The organism is Niallia taxi (genome assembly GCF_004005475.1).
Classification (GTDB): domain Bacteria; phylum Bacillota; class Bacilli; order Bacillales; family Cytobacillaceae; genus Niallia; species Niallia taxi.
On the sequence record NZ_RZTZ01000004.1, the window covers coordinates 158,137 to 181,659 of the forward strand.

Below are 23,523 nucleotides of genomic sequence, written 5' to 3' on the forward strand. Positions count from 1 at the left end.
TTTTTATTAGTTAAATGCCTTCCCTTTAAAGAGTAAAAGGAATAATATATTTCTCTAGCTACATTAGCAGAAAATCTACAAAATAAATTAGCAAAGTTAAGATTTAAAATAGCTAAAAACTATTTAGAAGTGAAGCTGTAATTGTTTTCAAAGTCTAAAATGTTCTAAAAAGACATATATCCTAAATTTCAGTTGGTTTTGTAGAAAAGATAGAGTATTATGCTCTGTCTTTTTTTTATTTTGGTAGAAAAGTAGGGAATATTTACAGTTTAGTATAAATTTTCAGAATTTAATTGACAGGAAAAGCGCAAGGTATTATTATAACGTTATATAACGTTATATAAAAAACAAAAAGAAAAATCCATTGGAGATGGCAGGTTTACTCGTTTATTTTATAAGAAGCTTATGAATAAGATAATGATCAGTTAGAGGATGGCTGGAAAAAATGCAGGAGAATAATCCTTATATTTTTCTTTTTAATTATTTGAATATTTAATCTTATTAGAAAAGGATATAAAACTATTATTTAAATGGGGGAGAAATTATGAAGAAGCTTCTTAAAAAAATGACAACATTAGTATTGGCAGGTACAACAATACTGGCTTTAGCAGCATGTGGATCTTCATCAACGACAAGCTCGGATGGACCAGCCGACAGTCTGGATGACTTACAAAAACGAGGAAAGATTGTAGTCGGTACCATGGCAGCAACTCCCCCTTATGAATATCATCTCGTAGAAAATGGAGAAGACAAAATTGTCGGCTCAGATATTAAACTGCTGGATGAGGTCGCGAAGGATTTAGGGGTCGATTATGAGATTAAGGATATGGACTTTGACGGGTTACTTGTTGCCCTGCAAAGCGGAAAGATTGACATGATTATATCTGCAATGAGTCCGACAGAGGAAAGGGAAAAGAATGCGGATTTTACAGATGTTTACTATAAAGGGCGTAATGTCATGATGATTAGAAAAGAAGATGTAGACAAGTACAAGACAGCTGAGAGTCTAGCAGATAAGAAGATAGGTGCTATTAAAACATCTGTTCAACAAACAATCTTAGAAAGCGAACTCCCAAAAGCAACTCTTAAGCTTTTAGGAAAATCAACAGAACTGTCCCTCGATTTAGCTAATAAAAAGGTGGATGCTGTGTTAGTCGACATCCCTACAGCTACACTGCTTGCTAAGGCAAACAGCAGTATTGTTGCGAGTGATATCTACTATGAAGATCCTTCTGCTGGTGCAGCCATTGCCATGCCGAACGGTACAAACGAAGAAATAATGGAAACTATCAATGGAACAATTAAGAGAATTAAACCAGATTATGAAGAATGGTTGAAAAATGCAATGGACGGTGTAGAGCTGGAAGATTAATTGTTTCTGTTTAATCCAAATGGATAAAGGCAGCTTCTGCTTATCCGGCTGTTAGCTGCCTTTATCATAATACATGCAGACCGTGTTTCGTGATAAGGGGGAATAAAATGAACTTTTCATTTTTCGGAGATTACTATCAGTTCTTTTTGACAGGTGCATATATCACAATCTTCCTTGCCATCATTGCAGTATTATTGGGCAGCATTTTAGGAGTAGGCCTGACCTTGTTAAGGCGTTCAAGATTTCTAATCTTAAAGTGGGTCGGAGATATATACGTGGAGTTTATCAGGGGGACACCACTACTTGCGCAAATTTACATCATCTACATAGGAGTGCCACTTTTGTTTGTCGGCTTTGATATACCAGATCTGGCGGTAGGTGCCATTGCACTGTCTATGAATGCAGCTGCATATATTTCGGAGACAATTCGATCTGGGATAGATGCAGTGAGCTCAGGTCAGATGGAAGCAGCAAGAAGTCTAGGCATGAATCAAAGGCAGGCGATGTTTGACATTATACTTCCGCAAGCATTTAAAAATATCTTACCAGCACTTGGAAATCAATTTATCGGTAGTATTAAAGATTCCTCTATAGTGTCTATTATAGGTGTCGCAGAATTAATGTATAAGACAACCATTGTCAGAGGAAATACAGCCTTAGGATTGGAACCGATTATCATTGCTTCTGCAGGTTATTTAGTTATGACTTTTACATTGTCAAGAATACTGGCAGTAGTTGAAAGGAGGCTGAAAACAAGTGATAGGCGTTAAAGACTTGCGTAAAAGCTACGGGGAAAGTGAAGTGCTTAAGGGTATTGATGTCACGATTAAGAAGGGGGAGGTCGTTGTTATTATTGGTCCTTCTGGTTCTGGAAAAAGCACCTTTTTACGATGTTTGAATTTGCTTGAAATACCAACTGGCGGCCACATCTTTGTAAACGAACAAGACATTACCAGTAAGGATGTCAACATTGACAAGATAAGGGAAAAGATGGGGATGGTTTTTCAACAGTTCAACCTTTTCCCCCATAAGACTGTCTGCCAGAACATTTGCCACGCACCAATCCGAGTAAAGGGCATGAAGGCAGTGGAGGCTAAGGAATTGGCAAGCGGATTGTTAAAAAAGGTGGGGCTGCTGGAAAAGATAGATGTTTATCCCTCCTCACTTTCAGGCGGTCAGCAGCAACGGATTGCCATTGCCAGAGCATTGGCTATGCAGCCAGAAGTAATGTTGTTTGACGAACCGACATCTGCTTTAGACCCAGAAATGGTCGGAGAGGTACTTGCTGTCATGAAGGACCTTGCTAAGGAAGGGATGACAATGGTAGTTGTGACACATGAAATGGGCTTCGCCAAAGAGGTAGGGGACCGGATCTTATTTATCGATCAAGGAAAAATCATGGAGGAAAACAATCCAAAAGATTTTTTTGAGAATCCACAGCATCCAAGAACAATTGACTTTCTATCAAAAGTTCTTTAAAGGAGGTAAGCCTATGTTAAAAGTAATCGGAATAGGCGATAATGTCGTCGATAAATATGAACATACCCAAACGATGTATCCTGGGGGTAACGCGTTAAACTTCGCAGTGTATGCGAATCGCCTAGGAGCAGAGGCAGCCTTTCTAGGGGCATTTGGAACAGACGCAGAAGCAAAGCATGTCCAATCAAGCATTAAGGAAATTGGGCTCGATGTTTCAAGAAGTAAGGTATACGAAGGAGAAAATGGCTGTGCTCGAGTAACTCTCGTCGATGGGGACCGGGTGTTCCTCGGAAGCAATCGCTGTGGGGTACTTCGAGAATATGGGTTGAATTTGACTGAAGAGGATTACAGTTATATCCGCACATTCGACTTAGTTCATACAGGACTTTATGGATTTGCAGAAGAGGAATTGTTGAGAATTAAAACACTTGGAGTGCCGATAGGCTTTGATTTCTCATCTGATTTCACCCAAGAACAGGTCAACCAAATTGCTCCAAGAATTGACTTTGCTTACTATTCTTGTAGCCATTTGAAATTAGATGACACTTTAAATTTAATGAAAAAATCCATTGGTTTAGGATGTAAGCTCGTAATATGCACATTAGGAGAAAAGGGAGCATTGCTGTTTGATGGAGAGAAATTTTACATGCAAGAACCTAAGCTTGTGAAAGCAGTTGATACGATGGGTGCTGGAGATTCCTTCATTACCTCGTTCATTATTGAATATATGAGCAGGAATAAAAAGGGTATTGGGGGCAAGGAGACAGTCATAAAAGAAAGTTTGAAAATAGCATCTGAATTTTCTTCAAGCCAGTGTCTCGTAGATGGATCCTTTGGTTTTGGAAAAATCTATGGAACTATTTGATGATTTAAGGAGGGTTATAAAATGTCCTTGATAAAAAGAGAACAAATTGCGGGAATGAACATTCATTATATGCGTTATTCGCTTGAAACTTTTCTAAATGCACAAGTGGAAGCAGGAATTCACTCGATTGAATTCTGGACGGGGGTTCCCCACTATTACTTAGACCCGACTGTCTATTCAGATTGTAAGGTTCTTAAGAAAAAGCTCGTGGAGAGAAATTTAGAACTGGTTTGTTTTACTCCTGAAAATTGTATGTATCAATACCAATTTGCTGCTTCAAAGCCGGAAATTTTCGAAAAAAGCTTTGAATACTTCTCTAACGGTATTAAGGCTACTGCTGAGCTTGGCTGCGAGATTATGCAGTGCAATTCTGGCTGGGGCTATCTTGATGAGGATCGGGAAGAAGCATGGAAGCGATCGCGAGAAATGCTGGGTAGACTTGCAGAAACAGCCAAAAGGGAGGGTGTTAAGTTGGCTCTTGAAAGCTTAAGACCAGAAGAATCAAATCTTGTGATAACTGTGAAGGATGCGAAAAGGATGATAGACGAAATTAATCATCCTAATCTAAAAGTTTTAGTCGATACTACAGCAATGGGAGTAGCAGGAGAAACCTTGCAGGATTGGTTCGATGTGTTTGGTGAAAAGATTATCCACACTCACTTTGTTGATGGCAATCCTTACGGTCACTTGGTTTGGGGTGATGGTCACCATAACCTAGGAGAGTTTCTCTCTACCTTAAAGCAAAATGAATATACCGGATATTTAGGTCAGGAAATTACCGACTCGAGATATTTCTTAAATCCTGCTGAACATGACAAGCGTAACATAAAGGCATTTTCACCTTATTTTAGTAACTAAAAAGTGGGGAATTGGCAGCAATGCTGCCTGTAAATATATATATAACTTGGAGGAATGAAAAAATGGAATTGAATAGAATTATCTCTGCTATCAAGGAAAAACAGTCAGAAATTAAAAGTGTATTTTTTGTAGGGTGTGGGGCATCCAAAGCGGAATTATATCCTGCGAAATACTTTTTAGAAGGAAATGCGAAGCATCTTAGAACAAGTCTTTATACAGCAAATGAATTCAATTATGCGACACCTGTTTCTGTCGACGACACAAGTATTGTTATCACATGTTCACTTGGTGGTGCAACTCCAGAAACGGTTGAGGCTACTACACTAGCGAAGGAAAAAGGGGCTCATGTCATCGCTGTTACACATGTGGAGGATTCAGCCATTACAACAGATGCTGAATACGTTGTATACCATGGCTTCCATGAAAGTTACGCAGCAAAAATGGAGAAAATGACCAAAGTATTAGGGCTTGCTACAGAAATCTTAAATCAATTTGAAGGCTATCAACATTATGAAAAAATGCTTGATGGTTTTGATAAAATTTATGGGCTAATTGAAAACGCAGTCTCTTCTGTAGTTCCACAAGCTAAAGCATTTGCTGATGCTTATAAAGATGATGAAGTTATTTATGTCATGAGCAGTGGCGCAACACATGAAGTAGCCTATTCCTTCTCTATTTGCTTACTGATGGAAATGCAGTGGATTAACTCAGGCACATTCCATGATGGGGAGTTCTTCCACGGTCCATTCGAAATAGTAGATAAAGACGTTCCGTTCCTACTGCTGATGAATGACGGTAAAACAAGAGGTATGGACGCAAGAGCATTGGAATTCCTGCAACGCTTTGATGCAAAAACAACAGTTGTGGATGCGAAAGACTTTGGGCTTGGCTCTGCCATTTCAAGCGAAGTAGTCGACTACTTCAATCCTATGTTGATATCTGGAGTGATCCGCGTATACGCAGAACAATTAGCCATCGTTCGGAATCATCCTTTGACAAAAAGAAGATATATGTGGAAATTAGAATATTAATAGGTAGCTGGCATCTTAAGGATGCCAGCTTTATTTCTGTTCAAAAGGGCTTGAAATCGTGAAGCTAACATGGTTCGTGTGGTAATAAAGAATGGACATGTATATTGCGACCTGTTCATCATTATATGCTATTTTCTCCAGCTCGTATAAAGGATCACTTATCCCACAACTTAAAGCCTCAGCTTCTTCTGAACTTGCAAAGACCACATTCAGAATTTTGTTGTTACGCGCAGGAATGGCATCATACATTTCATTTAATATCCAATGCATGGAAACATCCTCTGAGATATGCTTATCCAATTCAGGAAACAAATCCAGCGAATAGGTAGTAATCTCGTAAGACAAGGGCTCTTTGTCACGATACAGAATTCTTCTAAGTTCCAGCACATTACAGCCTATCGGAATGTTGAGTTTTTCGGAAGTGTCTTTTGTTGCCTCTTTAATTGTATAGGATAGCAATTTATAATGAGGTGTGTTTCCAGACGATACCATGTACTCCGAATAACCATTAACAGAAACGAGCTCTCTTGTCAGTTTTGGACGTTTTACAAAAGTTCCTTTACCCTGCTGCCTCACTAGAAGGCCCTCCTCCACCAGATCGAGTACCGCCTTGCGCACAGTGATTCTGCTTACATTATAAGCCTCGCACAACTCTGTCTCTGTCGGAAGTCTTTCTCCTTGTATATACACTCCTCGATTAATGTTCTCTGAAATGGCTTGCTTTAACTGCAAGTAAAGTGGAACAGAACTGTCACTGTTTAGCAATGATTTGTCCTCCTTTTTTTAGGATTATGGTTAAGGATATTATAGCAAAATAAAGCTGTGCGCTGTATGTATCATACTTATAGTATAAGAGAATCAGGAGAGAATAGCACAGAGTAGCGGAAATAGTAAATAACTAACATTCTACCAGTAGATTAAGGCTTTACCCTTTATTTTTGCCTAAATTTAAATAAAAAAGTTAAAGAATTCTCTTTAAGTGGAGCTCTTTCTTTTCATAGGTAATTGCAGTGGATTTAAGGAAGTAAATTCATGCTTTAGGTATACAAACCCATACTAACCTCTTTTATGGCACCTACAAACATGATATCAAACCTGTTATCAAATAATTCAGTGTCCTTCAAATAAACGTCTTCCGATGTAAATCCAATGGATGTTACCATTCATATTCCATAAGAATACCTTTCAATTGCTGAACAAAAAAATTAAATTCTGCTACAAACCAACCATAATATTTCTTTATTGGTCATCATCCGTTTTTCTATAAAATATTCTAAAAAGAGCATTTTTTCTTGAAGGTTTGCCATAAGGCTCTTATTTCAGAAGCACTAAAAGATTTGTTTCACTCAATTGTCTTCTCGACCTCCGTAGAATAAGTCTTTTTAGGTTTTCCTAACAAAAAAACATATATTTTAAAGAATCGTTTAACTTTCCATATTTGACTTGAAACTTTAACTTTTATTGTTCGTATTAACATTCATACATAAAGGAATGTTCCCAGTAATAGATATATCTTATAAATTTGATAAAGAAAAACCTAATATGGAAATTCATCAATACAAAAAGGTAAAGGAGAACTTTACATGAAAGCAATGGTTTACGAGGAATACGGAACAACGGATGTTCTTCATCTAAAAGAAGTAAAGATACCTGATTTAAATCAAAATGATGTGCTGGTAAAAGTACATGCCGCATCAGTGAACTCATGGGATTGGGATCTTCTTAGGGGGAAACCATTCATGAATCGAATTGGAGGCCTTCGTAAGCCTAAATATAACATTCTTGGAGCGGATATAGCTGGGATAGTGGAGGCAATCGGTCCAGGCGTCAAACATCTTTCAGTAGGAGATGAGGTATTCGGGGACATTTCTTGGTGTGGTTGGGGAGGGTTTGCGGAATATGTGAAAGTTCATGCCAATGCATTGAGTATGAAACCTGCCAATATGTCATTTGAAGAGGCTGCCGCGATACCACAGGCTGGTGTATTGGCTCTTCAAGGACTTCGTGATATAGGAAAGGTGCATGAAACGAGAAAAGTCTTGATTAATGGTTCTGGCGGAGGCGTGGGAACCTTTGCCTTACAAATTTCCAAATTATTCGGAGCAGAAGTTACTTGTGTGGATAGAAAAGATAAATTAGAAATGCTGCAGTCCATTGGTGCGGACCATGTAATCGATTATGCAGAGGAGGATTTCGTAAAAAAAAGCAAGAAATACGATTTGGTTCTTGATGTCGTAGGGAATCGGTCTATATTTAAATGGAAACAAATAATAAATCCTGATGGAAAGTATGTCATGATTGGTGGTTACACGTCCTTAATCCTACATTTATTGTTAATGGGTCGTCTAATACATAAAAAGGAAAATAAGAAGATGGGCCTCCTCATTCATAAACCAAGCAAGGAAGACCAAGATTTTTTAAGAGACCTGTATGTAGCTGGAAAACTGGTACCAATTATAGATAAGCGATACTCCTTAAGCCAAGTTTCGGAGGCGATAAATTATCTAGGAGAAGGTCAGGCAAAAGGGAAAGTAATTATTTGCATCGAAAATAGTCCAACTTAAACTCGAGGCTACAAAGAAAGAACGTATTTGGTCTATACAACAAAGTAGTTTGCCATTTTATGCTGAGAAAGTGGGTTAACATAAAAGGGGTGAAAAAGTAAACGTATACGTTTGTTCGTTCAGATATATTATTTCATTATATAGGAATTACATATCGTCGAAGGGAGTACATTTGTCGGGGTAACAGCGTCGCGGCCAACGAGAGAGTATCTTATTCACGTATCATTAAATTCGAGGTGGGTTGCGGGTTGTACAGTTACTACTATCCCTAAAACGGAGTACGTATAAACACCCGGGAGATGATTGTCCATCCATGTAAGATTACAAGTCTTAGTAACATAGAACCAGTTAACGGAAGTAACTTTGGTCCAGTTACTATCCTAAGACTCGACGATTAAGGATGTTTTGCCGGGGGACGCTGAACTTGAGGATAGCTATAAAGGAGATTATGCCTCTTAACAGATACAGAACACCTGACTTTGATGATGCATATGCAAATTGTTTAGATACACAGCTTAACTTTAAAGGCGAGTACGGAGAAATCTATTCTATTTTTAATACAAGTATACTATTTGTAAATGGAAAGAGCACAAGCAAAAAAGTAGCAGATATATATGATTTCGTTCCGTTTCCTATAGATGGTTCTATTAACCTTAACCTGCATGCAGAGTATGAAACGAAGGATGGCACGATGAAAACAGCTGCCCAAAAAGTTACGAATACGAAAAATTAAATTGATACCAGAAGAAACGGAATAGGCTTAAATTCATTCATAGAAGACCATTACTATGCTTAGTGTTTCTGCTATAAATGCAGGGGAATTCTCTCATGTGAGCTCGTACCTTGATCCAAACGGCAAAGCGTATACTGAGTCTAAAGACTATGTAAAATACATATACGAAAAAGGTATTACGGAAGAAGTTGTCTCTGTTGAAGTGACAGATTATGAAAAGCCAGATGATGGCTATGTTGTTGATACAAATGACGTATACGATATAACATCTAAAGATGGGACAACAAAAAGACAAGAATTCAAATCTTCCTTAGATGGTACATTAGGTGTAAACGAACTTATCAGTACAAAAAATACAAATTACTTACTTATTCCATTAAAAACAGTTCTTACTTTTCATTTTAAAAGGCGAAAGCATCAAGTAGTAAACTACTATTAGAGTTACTAAACAGTAAAAATCACAGGAGAAGGAAGACGATATTCTATTTCGTCTTTCTTTTTTTACTTTTATACCTAACAACAAGGAGAGACGTAAATGAACAGAGTACTGGGAATATACTACTTTCTATTTTGGTTTGCTTAACAAGCTGTAGTAGTGAAGAGACAATTAGCAAAGACAAGGGAACTGCTACCAAAGTAAAAAGTGTGGAAATAAAGTTCAGAGCAGGGAAGATGTTGAGTTAGCAGATAATGAGATTTTTGTGCTATATCAGAAACAGGTAGAAAATCACCCCCTATTTAAATCCTTTCATACGTAATATTACCATTTATTTCTCAAGGGAAAACTACCGATAAATCAAATAGAAAGGTTATGGTTCATTTCTAAGGACATACTCCCCCGACAGCTTAGGTCATGCTGGCACATGCCCCAAGCAGCAAGTAACAGTATGAAACAGAGATTTCTGCCATATGACCTAAGTTATATATTAAAGGAGATAGTGAAATGAATTTTATGAAAAACAGGAAAGTATCGCAAAAAATATTCGTACTAATTATTCTTAGTAGTATCTTTCTTTTGTTTGTAGGCATTTATGGGATTAATGGGTTGCAACAAATGTCAAAGAATACAAATGCTATGTATAAAGATAGACTTATCCCTAATACTTGGATAGCTAAAATGCAATTAAACAACACGCAGAATGATGCTTATGTTCTTGAACTATTTAATACAAAGAGCGAGGAAGAAAATAATAATATTATGGATGCTTTTAAAGCATCCACAGAAGAAATAGACATGTATAAGGAGAAAATAGATAAGTTAGATTTGTCTAATGAGGAACGTTCTGCTTTTAATGCGTACAATGAAATGTTACCTGATTTTAGGGAATTGAGATTGTCAGCGATGGAATTAGGAATGCAGAATAAAAATGAAGAAGCCTTTAGACTCTATAACACGGAGGTAAAAGCTAAAAAGCAAGAAATTGATGAAAAACTAAATACCTTACAAAAAATAAACTTAGACACAGCAGAGAAAATTGCTAAAGAGAACAAAAAAGAAGCACAAAGTGCTATGATTACGTTTGTTATTATTATGATAATAGCTATTGCAGTGACTGTCTTTATAGGTATTTATATTTCTAGAATGATTACTAAACCACTAAAAACATTAGAAGTATTAATGGAAAAAGGAAAAAATGGCGATTTCACCGAACTGTCTACTTACAATGCTAAGGATGAAATTGGCTCGTTGGCAATCAGTTTCAACGGAATGTCAGAAGGTATACGAGAAGTAGTCAAAACGATTAATGAATCATCACAACAATTAGCGGCTTCTTCAGAAGAATGAAACCATTCAAGAACTAGCAACTGGTTCTGAGAATCAAATGCAGCAAATTGATTCTAGCTCCAAAGGTGTCAACAATATATCTGATAGCACAACCACTATTACACAACATGCAGAGAAAGTAGTCGTAACAGCCGAGGAAGCATCTAGGATATCTGCGAAAGGTGCAGAAAGCATGATCGAAGCTACTAAACAAATGAACTCTATTAATTTAAATGTTATTAATCTAGCGAAATCTGTAAGTTCCTTAGAATCACGTACGAATGAGATCGGAGATATTACGAAAGTTATTACGGATATCTCTTCTCAAACCAATCTATTAGCTTTAAATGCAGCCATCGAAGCTGCAAGAGCTGGTGAGCAAGGAAAAGGGTTTGCAGTAGTAGCAGAGGAAGTGAGAAAATTAGCAGAACAATCTTCTCAATCTGCGGAACAAATCTCATCACTTATTGCTCAAATACAAGAAGATACAAAAACCACTTCTGCTTCCATGGATACAGCAACAATAGACGTACAAACAGGGTTATCTATCGTGAATGAAGCGGGTGAATCCTTTAAATATGTTGAACATTCAGTAAGGAAGTTAGTTCTTTTAATTGAAGAAGTATTTGGCTCCTTGCAACAATTAAAAGAAAATACTAACATGATTAATGACTCTGTTCAGGAAGTAAGTCACATGGCTGGAGATGCTGCCTCTAAAACAGGTAATATTTCAGCAGCAACAGAAGAACAAGTGGCATCAATGGAGGAAATATCCGCATCCGCCACTATCCTAGCAAATCTAGCAACAGAGTTACAATCATTAATTCAGCGATTTAAGATATAAAGATAAACACCCATAGGCAGATGAATTGACGCTAATTGATATTTAATTGGTTCACTGTTATAACTATGGGTGTTTTATTTTCCTGTAAACAAATATTCGATGAATATACCATTATTATGTTATATCATATACTATTACACATATTATACCCTTAGCGTAAGCAACCTCTTATATTAAATGCTTCCTTCTTTGATTTAACATTGTACACACTTGATGCGACACCATATAAAATCATTTATTTGCATATGCTATGCAGCACATTCACATTCACAAATATGTATATGAGTATATACACTACCCATTAAATGCCAGGGCGATTATCGCACCGATAAATCATATACAAATATAGAAGGAAAAGTTCCAAGAATAGAGAAGATACAACATAAAAAACTATTAATGCTTAATAAAATCCGTCAAAACCACTGAGACTAAATGGGATTAGATGTTTTATATTTGCGATTTAATCCATCTAAGAAGGATTAACGCTTATTTTCCTTGTAAACTGATTAATTATGTTCTTTTCGCTCAAATCTATAAATTTAACAACTTTTTTGTATATAAACATGAACAGGTTTCTTATTAGTTTAATGAATCACATGACAACATGTAAGAAAAGGATTCCTGGGTCGTGACATGCTTATCCGAGCAGATTTATAAAAGGCTTCACAGTAGCTGTCAAAATCTTTTTCGGTAAGATAATAGCTAGGCGGGGGCATCTCGGGGGTGGCCAGCAACAATTACTTAGGTGATTGCATAAAATAAAGAGGATGGATACATACTTCTTTTACAGCTTAAAACTTTCTTAGTCCTACTCATTAGAGTAGGGCAATTTTTATTAACCGAAAGACATTTTAATAAATTTTTCTAAAAAAGTTACCTTACCATTAGCTTTTTTTTCTGTTGGGTTCAGAAAACTTAATTGCTCTATTGTTATGGTACTAACTGGGCAGCTAAAAGGGACAAAATATCTATTCAGAGCTCTCACCATGAATTATAACCAAAATCATAAAATAGCTCAAATTACACCTAAAACTTTAGTGATTGGTATTGATGATATTGCCAAACATCATCACGTAGCTAGAGCACAGGATTGGGAAGCTTCATCCAGTAACAAATATAAAGAAAAAACCAACCTAATTCTAGTTATAAATGAAAGTTGGTTTTTTCTTTGGCTGCTTCATGGGTTTATTTAAGAAGATTTATGTACCTATTAATTCTGAGAGATCTCGGTTATACATAAGTTTCCATGCTTCAAGGAGATTTTCTTTCGTTACTTTTAGAGCTGGTACAGCTACATAAGCCGGTGCTGGTTTGCCGAGCAGTGCATAACCAGCCAGGATTGCCTCGGCCACTCCTTGATGGTAGGGCATCTGTGAACCTGAGCCCTTGATAAGTCCATCCTTTGCGATTTCTACAGCAGCATTGGTACCCAAATCCATTGTCGTAATAACTAAATCATGTTTTCCTACGGCACGGGCGGAGGCCATAGCACCTTCCGCAACCAAATCCCATACAACAAAGATTCCCTTCAAATCCGAGTGTTGAGAAATCATAGCGTCGGCAAGCTCTTTCCCATCATTCGGACTAATAAAACCGCTGCGGACTATGATCTGAATGTCAGGATAACTTTCTCTAATCGTCTTTTCAAAAGCCGTTAATCTTTGTTTCATTACAAAAAAATCAGCATCGTAGTATATAACTCCAATCTTGCCTTTAAAACCTATTTTCTCTGCCATGATGTCGGCGGCATAGGCCCCGTTTCCATAATTGTCGGCAGAAACGACGCTTACATAATCCTCACCCGCTTCTAACCCGTATGGTGTATTGTCCATAAAAACCAGCATAACACCTGATTGAGCTGCGGTTTGAAAGGCACCCGCGGTTGATAACGGATCGATGGGAAGACTAACAATAATATCTGGTTTTTTTGCTAATATCTTTTGAATGTCTGCAACTTGCTTTTCCCAGTTAAATTCGGCATCAGTTACAGCTACGACCCTAATCCCCATTTTATTAAAAGTTGTCTTCAATCCTTCGATTTGTGCTCTTGCCCAATTATTCCCGGTATAGTGCATGGCAATAGCAGCTGTATAGTTCTTTTCTCTGAGCTTTTTCAAATCTTTCAAAGACAAATGCAGTGTTTTGGCAGATACAGCTTCCTCTCCATTTGGTCCGGTACTTAAAATTTTATGTTCGGGTATATTTTGATTAATTGTACTATTTAAAGTTTCGTATATAGTTGCTAAGAACTCCTTTACATTAACAGGTTTCGTCACATAATTATCAAACCCCTTGCCTAATGTCTGCTGGATGTCCTGAGGCATGGCATTGGCACTTACAGCGATAACAGCAATGTCTCTCGTTTTTTCATTTGTTTTTAAAAGCTTAAACACTTCGAAGCCATGGATATCCGGAAGGTTCAAATCCAGCAGGATTAAATCGACTTTTTTTGTCCTAGCGAGTTCTAATCCTTCTTTTCCAGATTGAGCAGTTAAAATCGTATAGGAGGACTGCGATTTCAGGATGTTCTTTACCAAGTTTAAATTGGATGGATTATCTTCAATATACAGTAAGCAATAGTGCTCTGATTTACCTTTCTTTGTTTGAAGGCCGATCACTTCTTCCTCCCAGTGCATCGCGGCCTTTAAATCATAGGGAAGAGGGAGACTAAAGTAAAAGTCGCTGCCTATTCCTTTCTGGCTTGTGACACTTATTTTTCCTCCCATTAGCTGGACAAGCTGTTTCACTAATGACAATCCTATCCCAGTACCTTCTTCTTGTGTTCCTTTAATTCTGTAAAATGGAACAAACACTCTTTGATACTCCTCAAGTGAAAGCCCGATCCCAGTATCAGCAATATGGATAACAGCATCATTTCTTTTTAAATAAGAAAAAATCATAACTTTTCCGTCTTCTTGGTTATATTTAATGGCATTATCCAGCAAATTCAGAAGGATTTGTTTCAGGCGAATGGGATCAGCCAGAACCGCCATGGTTTGTGATTGATCCAGTTGGTTATGTATGTGAATTCTTTTCTTCTTGGCAAGCGGCTGCACGATATTGATACATTCAGTAATAATGGTTTGAAGATCTACCTCTTTGATTGAAACTTTTAATTGGCCGGTATCTATTCTTGATAGATCTAAAATATCATTAATTAAGCTTAATAAATGTCTTCCTCCGCCTAGTATCTCCTGGACAAAGTCACGCTGCTCATCATTTAAGGAATCATCTAGTTCTAACAGCTGGGCAAAGCCAAGTATTCCATTCAGGGGTGTCCGGAGTTCATGGCTCATTTTTGAGAGAAAGTCTGATTTTGCCAGGTTTGCCTTTTCTGCCTCTTCCTTAGCATAAATAATGGTTTGTTCCATTTTTTTTCGTTCGGTGATATCCGAAATGGTAATAAGGGCAGCCTGTTCACCATCTTTACGCATGTTGAGAAGTTTTGAATTTATTGTAAGCCATTTGGTGCCGGATTCAGGATCAATCACTCCCACGACATAGTTATAAAAAGGGATCCCTTTCTCGAGTGTGATCATTCCTGGCAATTGGGAATAGGGCAGTGGTGTGCCGTCTTCTTTTATATATTCAAGTTGCTGAAAGCTTGAGTCTGTAAAAAATTCTGATTTAACACCGAGCACTGTTTCCGCGTTTTCATTAAGTGCAATTGTTTTACCTGACTTTTCCTGAATAATGACGTATTCAGACATGGTTTGTAAAACTTCTTTATATAAATTTTCGTTAGGGGTGAGTTTCATTTTCTTATCCTGCCTTTGAAAGAATAGTCGTGAATTTTTCTGAAGCTTTAGTGTTAGTATAGTCCACAGAAAACTGCAAAAAAACACTATCAGCAAATTATATTAAATTACTTCCTTTACAGCTTAAACTGCCTTATACTGAAAGTGAATAATTTGTTAACGGTTTCAAAAAAAGAATTTTCCATTTATCTATATTAATATTTCAATAAAATAAAAGCTTTTAACATGAGGTGATCTTATGAGGGTTCTAATTGCAGAGGACCATGCACCATCTAGGAAATTATTGAAGCATCTCATTAAACCATTGCAAAACTTTCAAATTGTCGGAGAAGCCGAGAATGGGGAGGACTTAATTTGCATGGTAATGAAAAAAAAACCTGACATCATTTTAGTTGATATCAATATGCCATTGCTGAACGGGATGGAGGCGGTGAAATCTTGTAAAAAGATGGTCTCGTCTATTCAAGTCATCTTTATTACCGGCCATGATAATTTTGCCTTAGAAGCTTTTGACGTAAATGCAATCGATTACATAATTAAACCTATTGATCGTGACCGTCTTTATGCAGCTCTCGGCCGAGCAGAGGCTTTTTCTGTGCCGGCAGCTGGGAATGAGTATCCATCTATTAAGAAAGATTTAATGGTTAAACATTCGAATCAGTTTTCTTTTATACCGTTAGATGACATTATATTTATTGAACGAGCAGATCGAAAGGCTGTTATCCATACGGTGGATCAAAAAATAGAGTTAAATGAGGCATTAACGAACCTTGAAGAAATCCTAGATTCTCGCTTTGCTGCCTCCCATCGTTCCTATATTATTAATTTGCAATATTTAAAGAGGATTGAAACGGCAGGGCAAACGTACAAAGCATATTTTAAAAATTATGAGGAGACAGCAAAGGTTTCCAGAAATAAGTTAGCAGAATTACAAAAAAATAAATCTTTGTGAGGTCCGATTTTACCGGATCTCAATTTTTTTGTTTTTTTTTAAAATTTATGATTTTATTGTCCGAATGAACGATTATTGCGCCCGAAAGAATTGAAAACGATTTCAATTTTAAAAAAACCTAGTCGGAAAATAATTAGACGACATTTTTGTAATCGATTACAATCGAAATATAGAAACAAGAAAGGACAAATAACAAAGATGGTAGGGATTGTAGATGTAGCAAAGAAGGAAATTGTTTCTACTAAAACCATTCTAGTGGTTGTGCCTGATTTTACAAATCCGTTTTTTTCAAAGGTGTTTAGGGGGATTGAAGCAGTAGCGGTTACAAATGGATATCAAGTTATACTCGGCGATACAGGCAATGATCTGGAACGAGAAAAGTGGTTTTTAAACCTTTTGCATCAAAAAAGCAGATGGAATGGTTTTATTAACTGTCGAAGCGGATGCAGCAACCATTAAAAAGGCAGCCCAAAGATTTCCGTTGGTCCTTGCGTGTAAGTAATGTTCCAACATCACAACTGTTTCGATTGATAATATAAGCGGCGCCAGAAATGCAACGGAGTATTTAATCGATTCGGGACACGAAAGAATTAGCTGCATTGTTGGACCTCTCAATAGTGTCTTGAACCTAAACCGTCTCAAAGGATTTTATCAAGCAATCAAGCAACAACCTTATCGTGAATCCTGTGTTAGTCCAGGAAGGTGATTTCTCTTTTGAAGTCAATTTTAACCTTATGATGAAGTTTTAGCCATTGGTCAATCCCCATCTGCGATTTTTGCTGCCAATGATGAAATGGCAATGGAAGTCATTAAAGCGATTACATCTAAGAGACTTCAGGTGCAAGAGGATATTTCGGTTCTCAGTTTTGATAATTTGAAATTCTTGTCCATATTCGAACCAGATCTAACAACAATTGACCAGCTCGCGTTTGAAATTGGTGAGAAAGTGGCGGAATTACTAATGAGGCTCATCAACAAAGAGGAAAGTAAAAACGAGCAAATGTTTTTAGCTGACCAGCTGATTGTAAGACAGTCTTTTCAGCAGTATATGAAAATTTTTTAGAAAAAATGTAATCCATTACATTTTCGATGTCCATAGAAGTCTGGTTTTATAACTTAAATGAATGAATCCATTACTAGTAATATTCTATTAAGCTTACATTTATGAAAAGGGGGTGGTGCCATACTTATAGATTGTAAGGTGGTGCCGACAAATAGCGAGCTTCAACTAAATAACTACTATAGTGGGGGAAAGCAAATGAAAAAAAGTTTTTCTATTACAGTTTTACTATTACTTATTTTAAGTGTTTTTCTTGCAGGGTGTGGCGGAAACAAACCTACATCTGAACAAACGAGCACGAAAAAGAATGAAAATTACTCAGAAACAGCTTCAGGACCATTAACAATCAATCCAAAGATTCCTGATGTAGCGGTACAAGATAAAGGGCCGAACGGAGAACAGGCCGTTTCAGCTAAGACATTGCAGCTTACGGAAGATGAGCTAAAGAAGATTAAAGAAGGTAATTATAAAGCGGCGATTGTTATGCACTACTCTGGTACTGACTATATGAATGCCGCAGTTGGTGCGATGAAGGATACATTTAAGAAGATGGGCGTTAAGATCGTTGCTGTAACAGATGCACAGTTTAAAGCGGAAAAGCAAGTAAATGATATAGAAACTGTTTTAGCGAAAAAGCCGGACATTATGATTTCTGTTCCAGTTGATGCCGTATCTACTGCACCAGCTTATAAAAAGGCTGTTGCTCAAGGCGTAAAGTTAGTATTCATGGATGGTGCCGCACAAGGTTTAGTTGCAGGTAAAGATTACATCAGTATTGTGTCTGGTGACAACATGGGTAACGGAGCAACAGCAGCTGACGTTATGGCTGAAAAACTTGGCGGAAAGGGTAAAGTCGGCATTGTGTATCACGATGTAAACTTCTTTGTAACCAAAAACCGTTCTGATGCTTTTGAAAAAAGAATCAAAGAAAAATATCCAAATATTGAGATTGTCGTAAAAAGTGGGATTACTGGTCCAAATCAGGCAGAAGAAGTAGCATCTGCTATGTTGACAAGACACCATGATATTGATGGTATCTTCGCTCCATGGGATGTACCAGCTGAAGGTGTTATGGCTGCAGCAAGAACGGCTGGCAGGGATGACCTAGTTGTTACAACGGTTGACTTAGGTACAAACGTAGCAATCTCCATTGCACAAGATGGAATTGTTAAAGGTCTTGGAGCACAGCTGCCATATGACCAAGGTGTAGCACAAGCGATCCTTGCCGGCTATGCCCTATTAGGAAAAGAAGCACCCGCGTATGTTGCTTCACCATCAATCAAAGTTACGAAAGAGAATGTATTAGATGAATGGAAGTTAATCTACGGAACAGAGGCTCCTGACACAGTAAAAAATGCGATGAAATAATAAAAAAAAAGATAGAGGGTGAACTTGGATGGAACAACCGATTCTCGAAATGAGAGGTATTAATAAAGCTTTTAATGGGATTACCGTTTTAAACGATGTCCATTTTTCGGTCAAAAAAGGTGAAGTTCACGCCTTGATGGGGGGAAATGGTGCCGGAAAATCGACGTTAATGAAAATCCTCACAGGCGTATACTCTGCAGATAGCGGCGAGATTATAATTGAAGGAAAATCGGTAAGTATTAAAAGTTATGATGATGCTCAAAAGAATAATATATCGATGATTTTCCAAGAGTTTAGTTTAATTCCTACTCTTACCGTCGCCCAAAACATCTATCTTACTCGTGAGAAGAAAACGTCATTAGGGATGCTCGATGATAAGGATTGTGAGAAGAAAACAGAAAAATTGCTAGAAGAATTAGGCGTAGATATTAGATCAAATGATGTAGTTCAAAATTTGGGGGTTGGCTATTGGCAGATGACGGAAATTGCCAAAGCACTTTCCCAAGAAGCAAAGATTCTCATTATGGATGAGCCAACCTCGTCCTTAACAAAAAACGAAACGGAAGTACTCTTTAGTTTTATTAACAAGTTGAAAGCAAAAGGTTATTCCATTATCTATATTTCTCACCGGATGGATGAAATCTTTAAAATATGCGACCGAATCACGATTATGCGTGATGGCCGATATATCACAACAGAAAAATGCAGTGAAACTGATCTTGATACTGTAATTTCACATATTGTCGGTATGCAATTTGACCAAGCTTTTGAATGGAAAGAACGTTCCTACGCAACCGACGTGCCGCCCATTTTTGAAGTAAGAAACTTAAATGCCGAAAATGTCCAGGATATTAATCTTAAAATTCAGCCGGGTGAAATTGTCGGAATAGCCGGCTTGATGGGAAGCGGAAGAACAGAATTACTTCGAAATCTCTTCGGGATTGATCCCATTGATGGTGGAGACATCTACATCAATGGTCAAAAACAATCCATTAAGAATCCTAAGAATGCCATAGAAGCCGGACTTGCACTGATTCCGGAGGACCGGCGGATGCAAGGATTGGTCCTTGAACATAGTGTCAAGGATAATATGATTCTTCCAATTCTTTCGAAGGTGAAAAAAGGAGCTTTTATTGATAGTAAGAAATCCAATGAGATTAGTAATGAATTTGTAAGGAAGTTAAATATTAAAACGGATAATATTTTTAAAAAGGCAGGGTTGTTATCGGGCGGTAATCAGCAAAAAATCGTTCTAGCTAAATGGCTGGCGAACGACCCTATTGTCTTGATGTTGGATGAACCAACGATTGGTGTGGATATTGGTGCAAAAACGGAAATTGTGGAGATTATTAGAGCTATGGCCGAAAACGGCAAGGCAATCCTTGTGGTCTCTTCCGAACTTCCAGAACTGCTTGCTTTAAGTGATCGTGTCATCGTTATGCATGATGGGAAAATTAAAAAGGAAATGACCCGCAGGGAAATTAAATCAGAGGAGGAATTACAATATGCAATCCAAGGTTTCTAGTATTCAAAAGACAGCAGTTCCTGCTTTGAAAGGCTTCGAGTGGCGCAATTATATTGTCTATTTTGCCTTCGTAGGAGTATTAATCTATTTTTCTATCAGCTTAAGCGATGAAGGATTTTTAACATCAGGAAACTTATTAAATATTGTTAGACAAACAGCCACCATTTCTTTAATGGCGTTGGCAATGACATTTGTTATTAGTACAGGGGAGATTGACCTTTCTGTTGGTTCCATTGCTGCCCTTTCTTCTCTCGTCGGTGCATTAGCCATCCAAGCGGGTTATGGCATTATTGGTGGACTCATCGGCGGTGTAGGTACTGGACTTGCGGTTGGATTAATCAATGGTTTGCTTGTTACAAAAGTAGCGATTCCTTCCTTCTTGGTAACACTGGGAACGATGGGAGCCGTTAAAGGTGCTGCGATGTGGGTTACAGATACTGCTCCAGTTCCGATTGTAGACGCAAATTTCAATTTCATCTTTGGTTCAGGGGACATTGGTCCAATTCCAGTTTTACTTATTTGGACTTTAGTATTTACAGTGATTGCCCATATATTACTTCGTAAGACATCATTTGGCCGCCAGGTATTGGCAACAGGCGGTAACGAAAATGCTGCTAGATTCTCTGGTGTAAAGACAATGAAAATCAAGCTAATAGTTTTCCTTGCAACGGGTTTAATGGCTGGTTTAGCTGGCCTTCTCTATGCGGGCCGTATGAATGCCGGACGTTTCTCCTTCGGTGAAGGAGATGAGCTTTCTGTCATCGCTGCGGTTATTCTTGGTGGAACAAGTTTGTTTGGCGGTGTAGGCACGATTATCGGAACGATTGTTGGTTCCTTAATGATTGGTACGATCAATAATGGTTTGATTATCATGGGTCTGGATGTCAGCCAGCAAATGATTATCAAAGGGATTATCATTATCTTGGCGGTGGCCTTCGGTAAGAAAGCGTTGAAGAGGTAATTTTTAATAGAGGTTTCCACGGAATAAAAGCAAAATTCTGCGGAATTCCCTTGGAAATTGACGAAATTAATGAGAAAACCGGCGGAATTCTTTTCAAAAAAAGCGGAATGACCCTATAAGGTCTATAAATTTGCATCCATAAACAATACGATCAACTTTTGAAAAGGAGGAAGAAAGGTGGAGAAGATTAAAGTTGGTATCATCGGTACTGGTTTTATCGGGCCGACTCACATAGAAGCCATCAGAAGGCTTGGTTTTGTAGAAGTAGCTGGTTTGGCGGAAACCAGTCAAGAAATGGCTGAAAAAAAGGCAGCTGAGCTTGGAATTCCGAAGGCCTTTGGTGATTACCGAGAAATGCTGAAAGACAGCGAAATCCAGGTCGTGCACAATTGCACACCAAATCATCTTCATTTTGCCATTAATAAAGAGATTATTTTAGCTGGAAAGCATGTTGTCTCAGAGAAACCACTTGCTATGAACAGTGATGAATCAGCAAAATTGTTGGAGTTAGCACAAAAACAAGGCGTCATCCATGCGGTGAACTTTAATTACAGACAGCATGCGAGTGTACAAAACTTAAAAGCGAAAATCACTGAAGGTGATCTTGGGAAAGTGAACTTGGTTCACGGAAGCTACTTGCAGGACTGGTTATTATATGAAACAGACTACAACTGGCGTTTGGCGCCGGAAGTAGGAGGAAAGTCACGCGCAGTAGCGGACATTGGTTCCCATTGGTGTGATACCGTCCAATTTGTAACAGGCAAAAGGATTGTCGAGGTTTTTGCTGATTTAGCAACTGTTGTTCCAGTAAGAAAAAAACCGACAGGAAACGTAGCTACTTTTGGGGGACAGAAGAAGGAAGATATGAAATATGAAGATGTACCAATTAATACAGAAGATTATGCATCTGTTCTTGTCCGGTTTGAGGATGGATCTAGAGGAGTCCTTACTGTATCTCAAGTCAGTGCGGGACGGAAAAATAGACTAAGCTTTGAGATTAATGGAAGTCAAGCTTCAATATTCTGGAACCAGGAAGAACCAGAGAAGCTATGGATCGGGCACCGGGATAAAGCAAATGAAGTTCTATTAGCGGATCCGGCATTGTTTTTACCGGAGTCAAGGTCTGCTATTCATCATCCTGGAGGGCATAACGAAGGCTGGCCGGATGCATTAAAAAATATGATGTTCAATTTTTACACATTTGTTCGCGACGGCAAAAGTCTGAAAACAGACAAGCCTAATTTTGCAACATTTGCAGATGGGCACCTTTCGATGTGTATCACAGACGCAATCTTAGAAAGTAACCAGCAGCAGAAATGGGTGAAGGTTCAGGCTAGCAAGGAGTTACCTGCGTGAAATTAGGTGTATTTACCCCCTTGTATCAGAACCTGCCTTTTGAGGAAATGTTGGATAAGCTGGTAGCCATGGGTGTGGAGGCTGTTGAATTGGGGACAGGGAATTATCCCGGCAATCATCACTGTAATCCAGATGAATTGCTTGAATCTCCTGAAAAAAGAAAATCATTCCTGAGAGCGCTTGAAACTAGGGGAATAACGATCAGCGGCTTAAGCTGACACGGTAACCCACTTCATCCAAATGTAAACATTGCTCAAGAGTCACGTGACGTTTGGCGAAAAACGATATTACTTGCAGAACTTTTGGAAGTTCCTGTTATCAATGGTTTCTCTGGCTATCCGGGTGATCATATAAGTGCAAAAAATCCAAACTGGGTTACATGCTCATGGCCTCCGGAATATTTAGAAGTGCTGAACTGGCAATGGAATGAAGTCGTTATTCCTTATTGGAAAGAGGAAACAAAATTTGCGAAGTTGCATGGCATTAATCAAATAGCTTTTGAGATGCACCCAGGATTTGTAGCTTATAATCCTGAAACTCTACTAAAGTTAAGAGAGCATTCCGGCGAAAACATTGGTGCAAACTTTAATCCCAGCCACCTTGTTTGGCAAGGAATTGACCCGGTCGAAGCCATTCAAAAAGCTTGGCAGAGAAAATGCGATTTTCCATTTTCATGCGAAGGACACTTATTTAGATTAAGCAAATATCAAGATTAATGGTGTTTTAGATAAAAAGCATTATAGCCAAATTGTAGACCGCTCTTGGACATTTAGATCAGTCGGATACGGCTCGGACGAAAAAATGTGGAAAGACATAGTAAGTGCCCTTCGAGCGGCTGGATACGATTATGTCATTTCCATCGAACATGAAGATATGCTTGCTTCCACCGACGAGGGACTAAGCAAAGCTATTACTCTCTTAAAAAGGGCCATGTTCAAGGAGAAAATTACCGAGATGTGGTGGGCTTAATTTTTTGGAAGCATGGGGACAGTTCTCTTGCTTCCAAAAGGAGGGGCTGTTCCCTCCGGCAGC

General features: G+C 38.1%; 20 protein-coding genes and 2 pseudogenes. 20 read left to right on the forward strand and 2 right to left on the reverse strand.

Features of this window, described 5'->3' with window-relative positions; all coding sequences use genetic code 11:
* Window positions 1–544: 544 nt before the first annotated feature.
* The 6 genes from EM808_RS12275 (at window position 545) to EM808_RS12300 (ending at window position 5,605) form a co-directional block, all read left to right on the forward strand.
* Window positions 545–1,372 carry a transporter substrate-binding domain-containing protein gene (locus EM808_RS12275; protein ID WP_225314838.1) on the forward strand — a complete coding sequence of 276 codons (828 nt, stop codon included), beginning with the start codon at window positions 545–547 and terminating at the stop codon, window positions 1,370–1,372.
* 107 nt (window positions 1,373–1,479) lie between these two features.
* The gene (locus EM808_RS12280; protein WP_127738507.1) at window positions 1,480–2,142 is read left to right on the forward strand and encodes an amino acid ABC transporter permease; all 663 of its coding nucleotides are present in this window, start codon (window positions 1,480–1,482) and stop codon (window positions 2,140–2,142) included.
* A complete protein-coding gene (locus EM808_RS12285) occupies window positions 2,129–2,851 on the forward strand; it encodes an amino acid ABC transporter ATP-binding protein (protein WP_127738508.1) in 723 nt (240 codons plus the stop codon). Before EM808_RS12280 ends, EM808_RS12285 begins: the two co-directional genes overlap by 14 nt.
* A gap of 13 nt (window positions 2,852–2,864) precedes the next feature.
* On the forward strand, window positions 2,865–3,716 hold the full coding sequence (locus EM808_RS12290; protein ID WP_127738509.1) for a PfkB family carbohydrate kinase: 852 nt from the start codon (window positions 2,865–2,867) through the stop codon (window positions 3,714–3,716).
* A gap of 21 nt (window positions 3,717–3,737) precedes the next feature.
* On the forward strand, window positions 3,738–4,574 hold the full coding sequence (locus EM808_RS12295; RefSeq protein WP_127738510.1) for a sugar phosphate isomerase/epimerase family protein: 837 nt from the start codon (window positions 3,738–3,740) through the stop codon (window positions 4,572–4,574).
* A 62-nt stretch (window positions 4,575–4,636) separates the two neighbouring features.
* Window positions 4,637–5,605, forward strand: coding sequence for an SIS domain-containing protein (locus tag EM808_RS12300; RefSeq protein ID WP_127738511.1), 969 nt, complete (start codon window positions 4,637–4,639; stop codon window positions 5,603–5,605).
* A gap of 30 nt (window positions 5,606–5,635) precedes the next feature.
* On the opposite strand, the gene EM808_RS12305 is transcribed toward EM808_RS12300, so the two are convergent.
* Window positions 5,636–6,370, reverse strand: coding sequence for a GntR family transcriptional regulator (locus EM808_RS12305; protein WP_127738512.1), 735 nt, complete (start codon window positions 6,368–6,370; stop codon window positions 5,636–5,638).
* Between the two features lie 818 nt (window positions 6,371–7,188).
* Here EM808_RS12305 and EM808_RS12310 point away from each other — a divergent pair.
* The 6 genes from EM808_RS12310 to EM808_RS12335 all read left to right on the forward strand — a co-directional run bounded on the left by EM808_RS12310 (window position 7,189) and on the right by EM808_RS12335 (window position 12,704).
* Entirely contained in the window at window positions 7,189–8,169 is a 981-nt protein-coding gene (locus EM808_RS12310) for an NAD(P)-dependent alcohol dehydrogenase (RefSeq protein ID WP_127738513.1), read from the forward strand.
* 424 nt (window positions 8,170–8,593) lie between these two features.
* The gene (locus EM808_RS12315) at window positions 8,594–8,902 is read left to right on the forward strand and encodes a TcaA 3rd/4th domain-containing protein (protein ID WP_127738514.1); all 309 of its coding nucleotides are present in this window, start codon (window positions 8,594–8,596) and stop codon (window positions 8,900–8,902) included.
* A gap of 55 nt (window positions 8,903–8,957) precedes the next feature.
* On the forward strand, window positions 8,958–9,341 hold the full coding sequence (locus EM808_RS12320) for a TcaA NTF2-like domain-containing protein (RefSeq protein WP_127738515.1): 384 nt from the start codon (window positions 8,958–8,960) through the stop codon (window positions 9,339–9,341).
* A 504-nt stretch (window positions 9,342–9,845) separates the two neighbouring features.
* The gene (locus tag EM808_RS12325) at window positions 9,846–10,688 is read left to right on the forward strand and encodes an MCP four helix bundle domain-containing protein (RefSeq protein ID WP_127738516.1); all 843 of its coding nucleotides are present in this window, start codon (window positions 9,846–9,848) and stop codon (window positions 10,686–10,688) included.
* 37 nt (window positions 10,689–10,725) lie between these two features.
* Window positions 10,726–11,511, forward strand: a complete 786-nt coding sequence (locus EM808_RS12330; RefSeq protein ID WP_127738517.1) for a methyl-accepting chemotaxis protein — start codon at window positions 10,726–10,728, stop codon at window positions 11,509–11,511.
* A gap of 986 nt (window positions 11,512–12,497) precedes the next feature.
* Window positions 12,498–12,704, forward strand: coding sequence for a hypothetical protein (locus EM808_RS12335; protein WP_127738518.1), 207 nt, complete (start codon window positions 12,498–12,500; stop codon window positions 12,702–12,704).
* A gap of 6 nt (window positions 12,705–12,710) precedes the next feature.
* Here the strand turns inward: EM808_RS12335 and EM808_RS12340 are convergent, their stop codons facing one another.
* A complete protein-coding gene (locus EM808_RS12340) occupies window positions 12,711–15,269 on the reverse strand; it encodes a substrate-binding domain-containing protein (RefSeq protein ID WP_127738519.1) in 2,559 nt (852 codons plus the stop codon).
* A gap of 238 nt (window positions 15,270–15,507) precedes the next feature.
* On the opposite strand from EM808_RS12340, the gene EM808_RS12345 reads away from it, so the two are divergent.
* The 8 genes and pseudogenes from EM808_RS12345 (at window position 15,508) to EM808_RS12385 (ending at window position 23,460) form a co-directional block, all read left to right on the forward strand.
* Window positions 15,508–16,221, forward strand: coding sequence for a LytR/AlgR family response regulator transcription factor (locus EM808_RS12345; RefSeq protein ID WP_127738520.1), 714 nt, complete (start codon window positions 15,508–15,510; stop codon window positions 16,219–16,221).
* 198 nt (window positions 16,222–16,419) lie between these two features.
* Window positions 16,420–16,680 carry a hypothetical protein gene (locus EM808_RS12350; RefSeq protein ID WP_127738521.1) on the forward strand — a complete coding sequence of 87 codons (261 nt, stop codon included), beginning with the start codon at window positions 16,420–16,422 and terminating at the stop codon, window positions 16,678–16,680.
* 109 nt (window positions 16,681–16,789) lie between these two features.
* Window positions 16,790–17,284, forward strand: a pseudogene (locus EM808_RS29105) (substrate-binding domain-containing protein).
* Window positions 17,285–17,479: 195 nt separating this feature from the next.
* Complete coding sequence (locus EM808_RS12365) at window positions 17,480–18,649, forward strand: substrate-binding domain-containing protein (RefSeq protein ID WP_127738523.1); 1,170 nt, start codon at window positions 17,480–17,482, stop codon at window positions 18,647–18,649.
* 28 nt (window positions 18,650–18,677) lie between these two features.
* On the forward strand, window positions 18,678–20,174 hold the full coding sequence (locus EM808_RS12370) for a sugar ABC transporter ATP-binding protein (protein ID WP_127738524.1): 1,497 nt from the start codon (window positions 18,678–18,680) through the stop codon (window positions 20,172–20,174).
* Complete coding sequence (locus EM808_RS12375; protein WP_127738525.1) at window positions 20,155–21,135, forward strand: ABC transporter permease; 981 nt, start codon at window positions 20,155–20,157, stop codon at window positions 21,133–21,135. Before EM808_RS12370 ends, EM808_RS12375 begins: the two co-directional genes overlap by 20 nt.
* A gap of 177 nt (window positions 21,136–21,312) precedes the next feature.
* Entirely contained in the window at window positions 21,313–22,491 is a 1,179-nt protein-coding gene (locus tag EM808_RS12380; RefSeq protein WP_127738526.1) for a Gfo/Idh/MocA family protein, read from the forward strand.
* Window positions 22,488–23,460 (forward strand): annotated as a pseudogene (locus EM808_RS12385) (sugar phosphate isomerase/epimerase family protein). The gene EM808_RS12380 and the pseudogene EM808_RS12385 overlap by 4 nt, the downstream one beginning before the upstream one ends.
* Window positions 23,461–23,523 lie beyond the last annotated feature (63 nt).

What these genes read in the sequence shown, in the direction of transcription:
- EM808_RS12295 (WP_127738510.1), top strand. Translation starts at nt 3,738, where the DNA reads ATGTCCTTGATAAAAAGAGAACAAATTGCGGGAATGAACATTCATTAT.
- EM808_RS12300 (WP_127738511.1), top strand. Translation starts at nt 4,637, where the DNA reads ATGGAATTGAATAGAATTATCTCTGCTATCAAGGAAAAACAGTCAGAA.
- EM808_RS12350 (WP_127738521.1), top strand. Translation starts at nt 16,420, where the DNA reads ATGGTAGGGATTGTAGATGTAGCAAAGAAGGAAATTGTTTCTACTAAA.
- EM808_RS12335 (WP_127738518.1), top strand. Translation starts at nt 12,498, where the DNA reads ATGAATTATAACCAAAATCATAAAATAGCTCAAATTACACCTAAAACT.
- EM808_RS12325 (WP_127738516.1), top strand. Translation starts at nt 9,846, where the DNA reads ATGAATTTTATGAAAAACAGGAAAGTATCGCAAAAAATATTCGTACTA.
- EM808_RS12340 (WP_127738519.1), bottom strand. Translation starts at nt 15,269, where the DNA reads ATGAAACTCACCCCTAACGAAAATTTATATAAAGAAGTTTTACAAACC.
- EM808_RS12275 (WP_225314838.1), top strand. Translation starts at nt 545, where the DNA reads ATGAAGAAGCTTCTTAAAAAAATGACAACATTAGTATTGGCAGGTACA.
- EM808_RS12345 (WP_127738520.1), top strand. Translation starts at nt 15,508, where the DNA reads ATGAGGGTTCTAATTGCAGAGGACCATGCACCATCTAGGAAATTATTG.
- EM808_RS12280 (WP_127738507.1), top strand. Translation starts at nt 1,480, where the DNA reads ATGAACTTTTCATTTTTCGGAGATTACTATCAGTTCTTTTTGACAGGT.
- EM808_RS12370 (WP_127738524.1), top strand. Translation starts at nt 18,678, where the DNA reads ATGGAACAACCGATTCTCGAAATGAGAGGTATTAATAAAGCTTTTAAT.
- EM808_RS12290 (WP_127738509.1), top strand. Translation starts at nt 2,865, where the DNA reads ATGTTAAAAGTAATCGGAATAGGCGATAATGTCGTCGATAAATATGAA.
- EM808_RS12330 (WP_127738517.1), top strand. Translation starts at nt 10,726, where the DNA reads ATGCAGCAAATTGATTCTAGCTCCAAAGGTGTCAACAATATATCTGAT.
- EM808_RS12375 (WP_127738525.1), top strand. Translation starts at nt 20,155, where the DNA reads ATGCAATCCAAGGTTTCTAGTATTCAAAAGACAGCAGTTCCTGCTTTG.
- EM808_RS12310 (WP_127738513.1), top strand. Translation starts at nt 7,189, where the DNA reads ATGAAAGCAATGGTTTACGAGGAATACGGAACAACGGATGTTCTTCAT.
- EM808_RS12365 (WP_127738523.1), top strand. Translation starts at nt 17,480, where the DNA reads ATGAAAAAAAGTTTTTCTATTACAGTTTTACTATTACTTATTTTAAGT.
- EM808_RS12320 (WP_127738515.1), top strand. Translation starts at nt 8,958, where the DNA reads ATGCTTAGTGTTTCTGCTATAAATGCAGGGGAATTCTCTCATGTGAGC.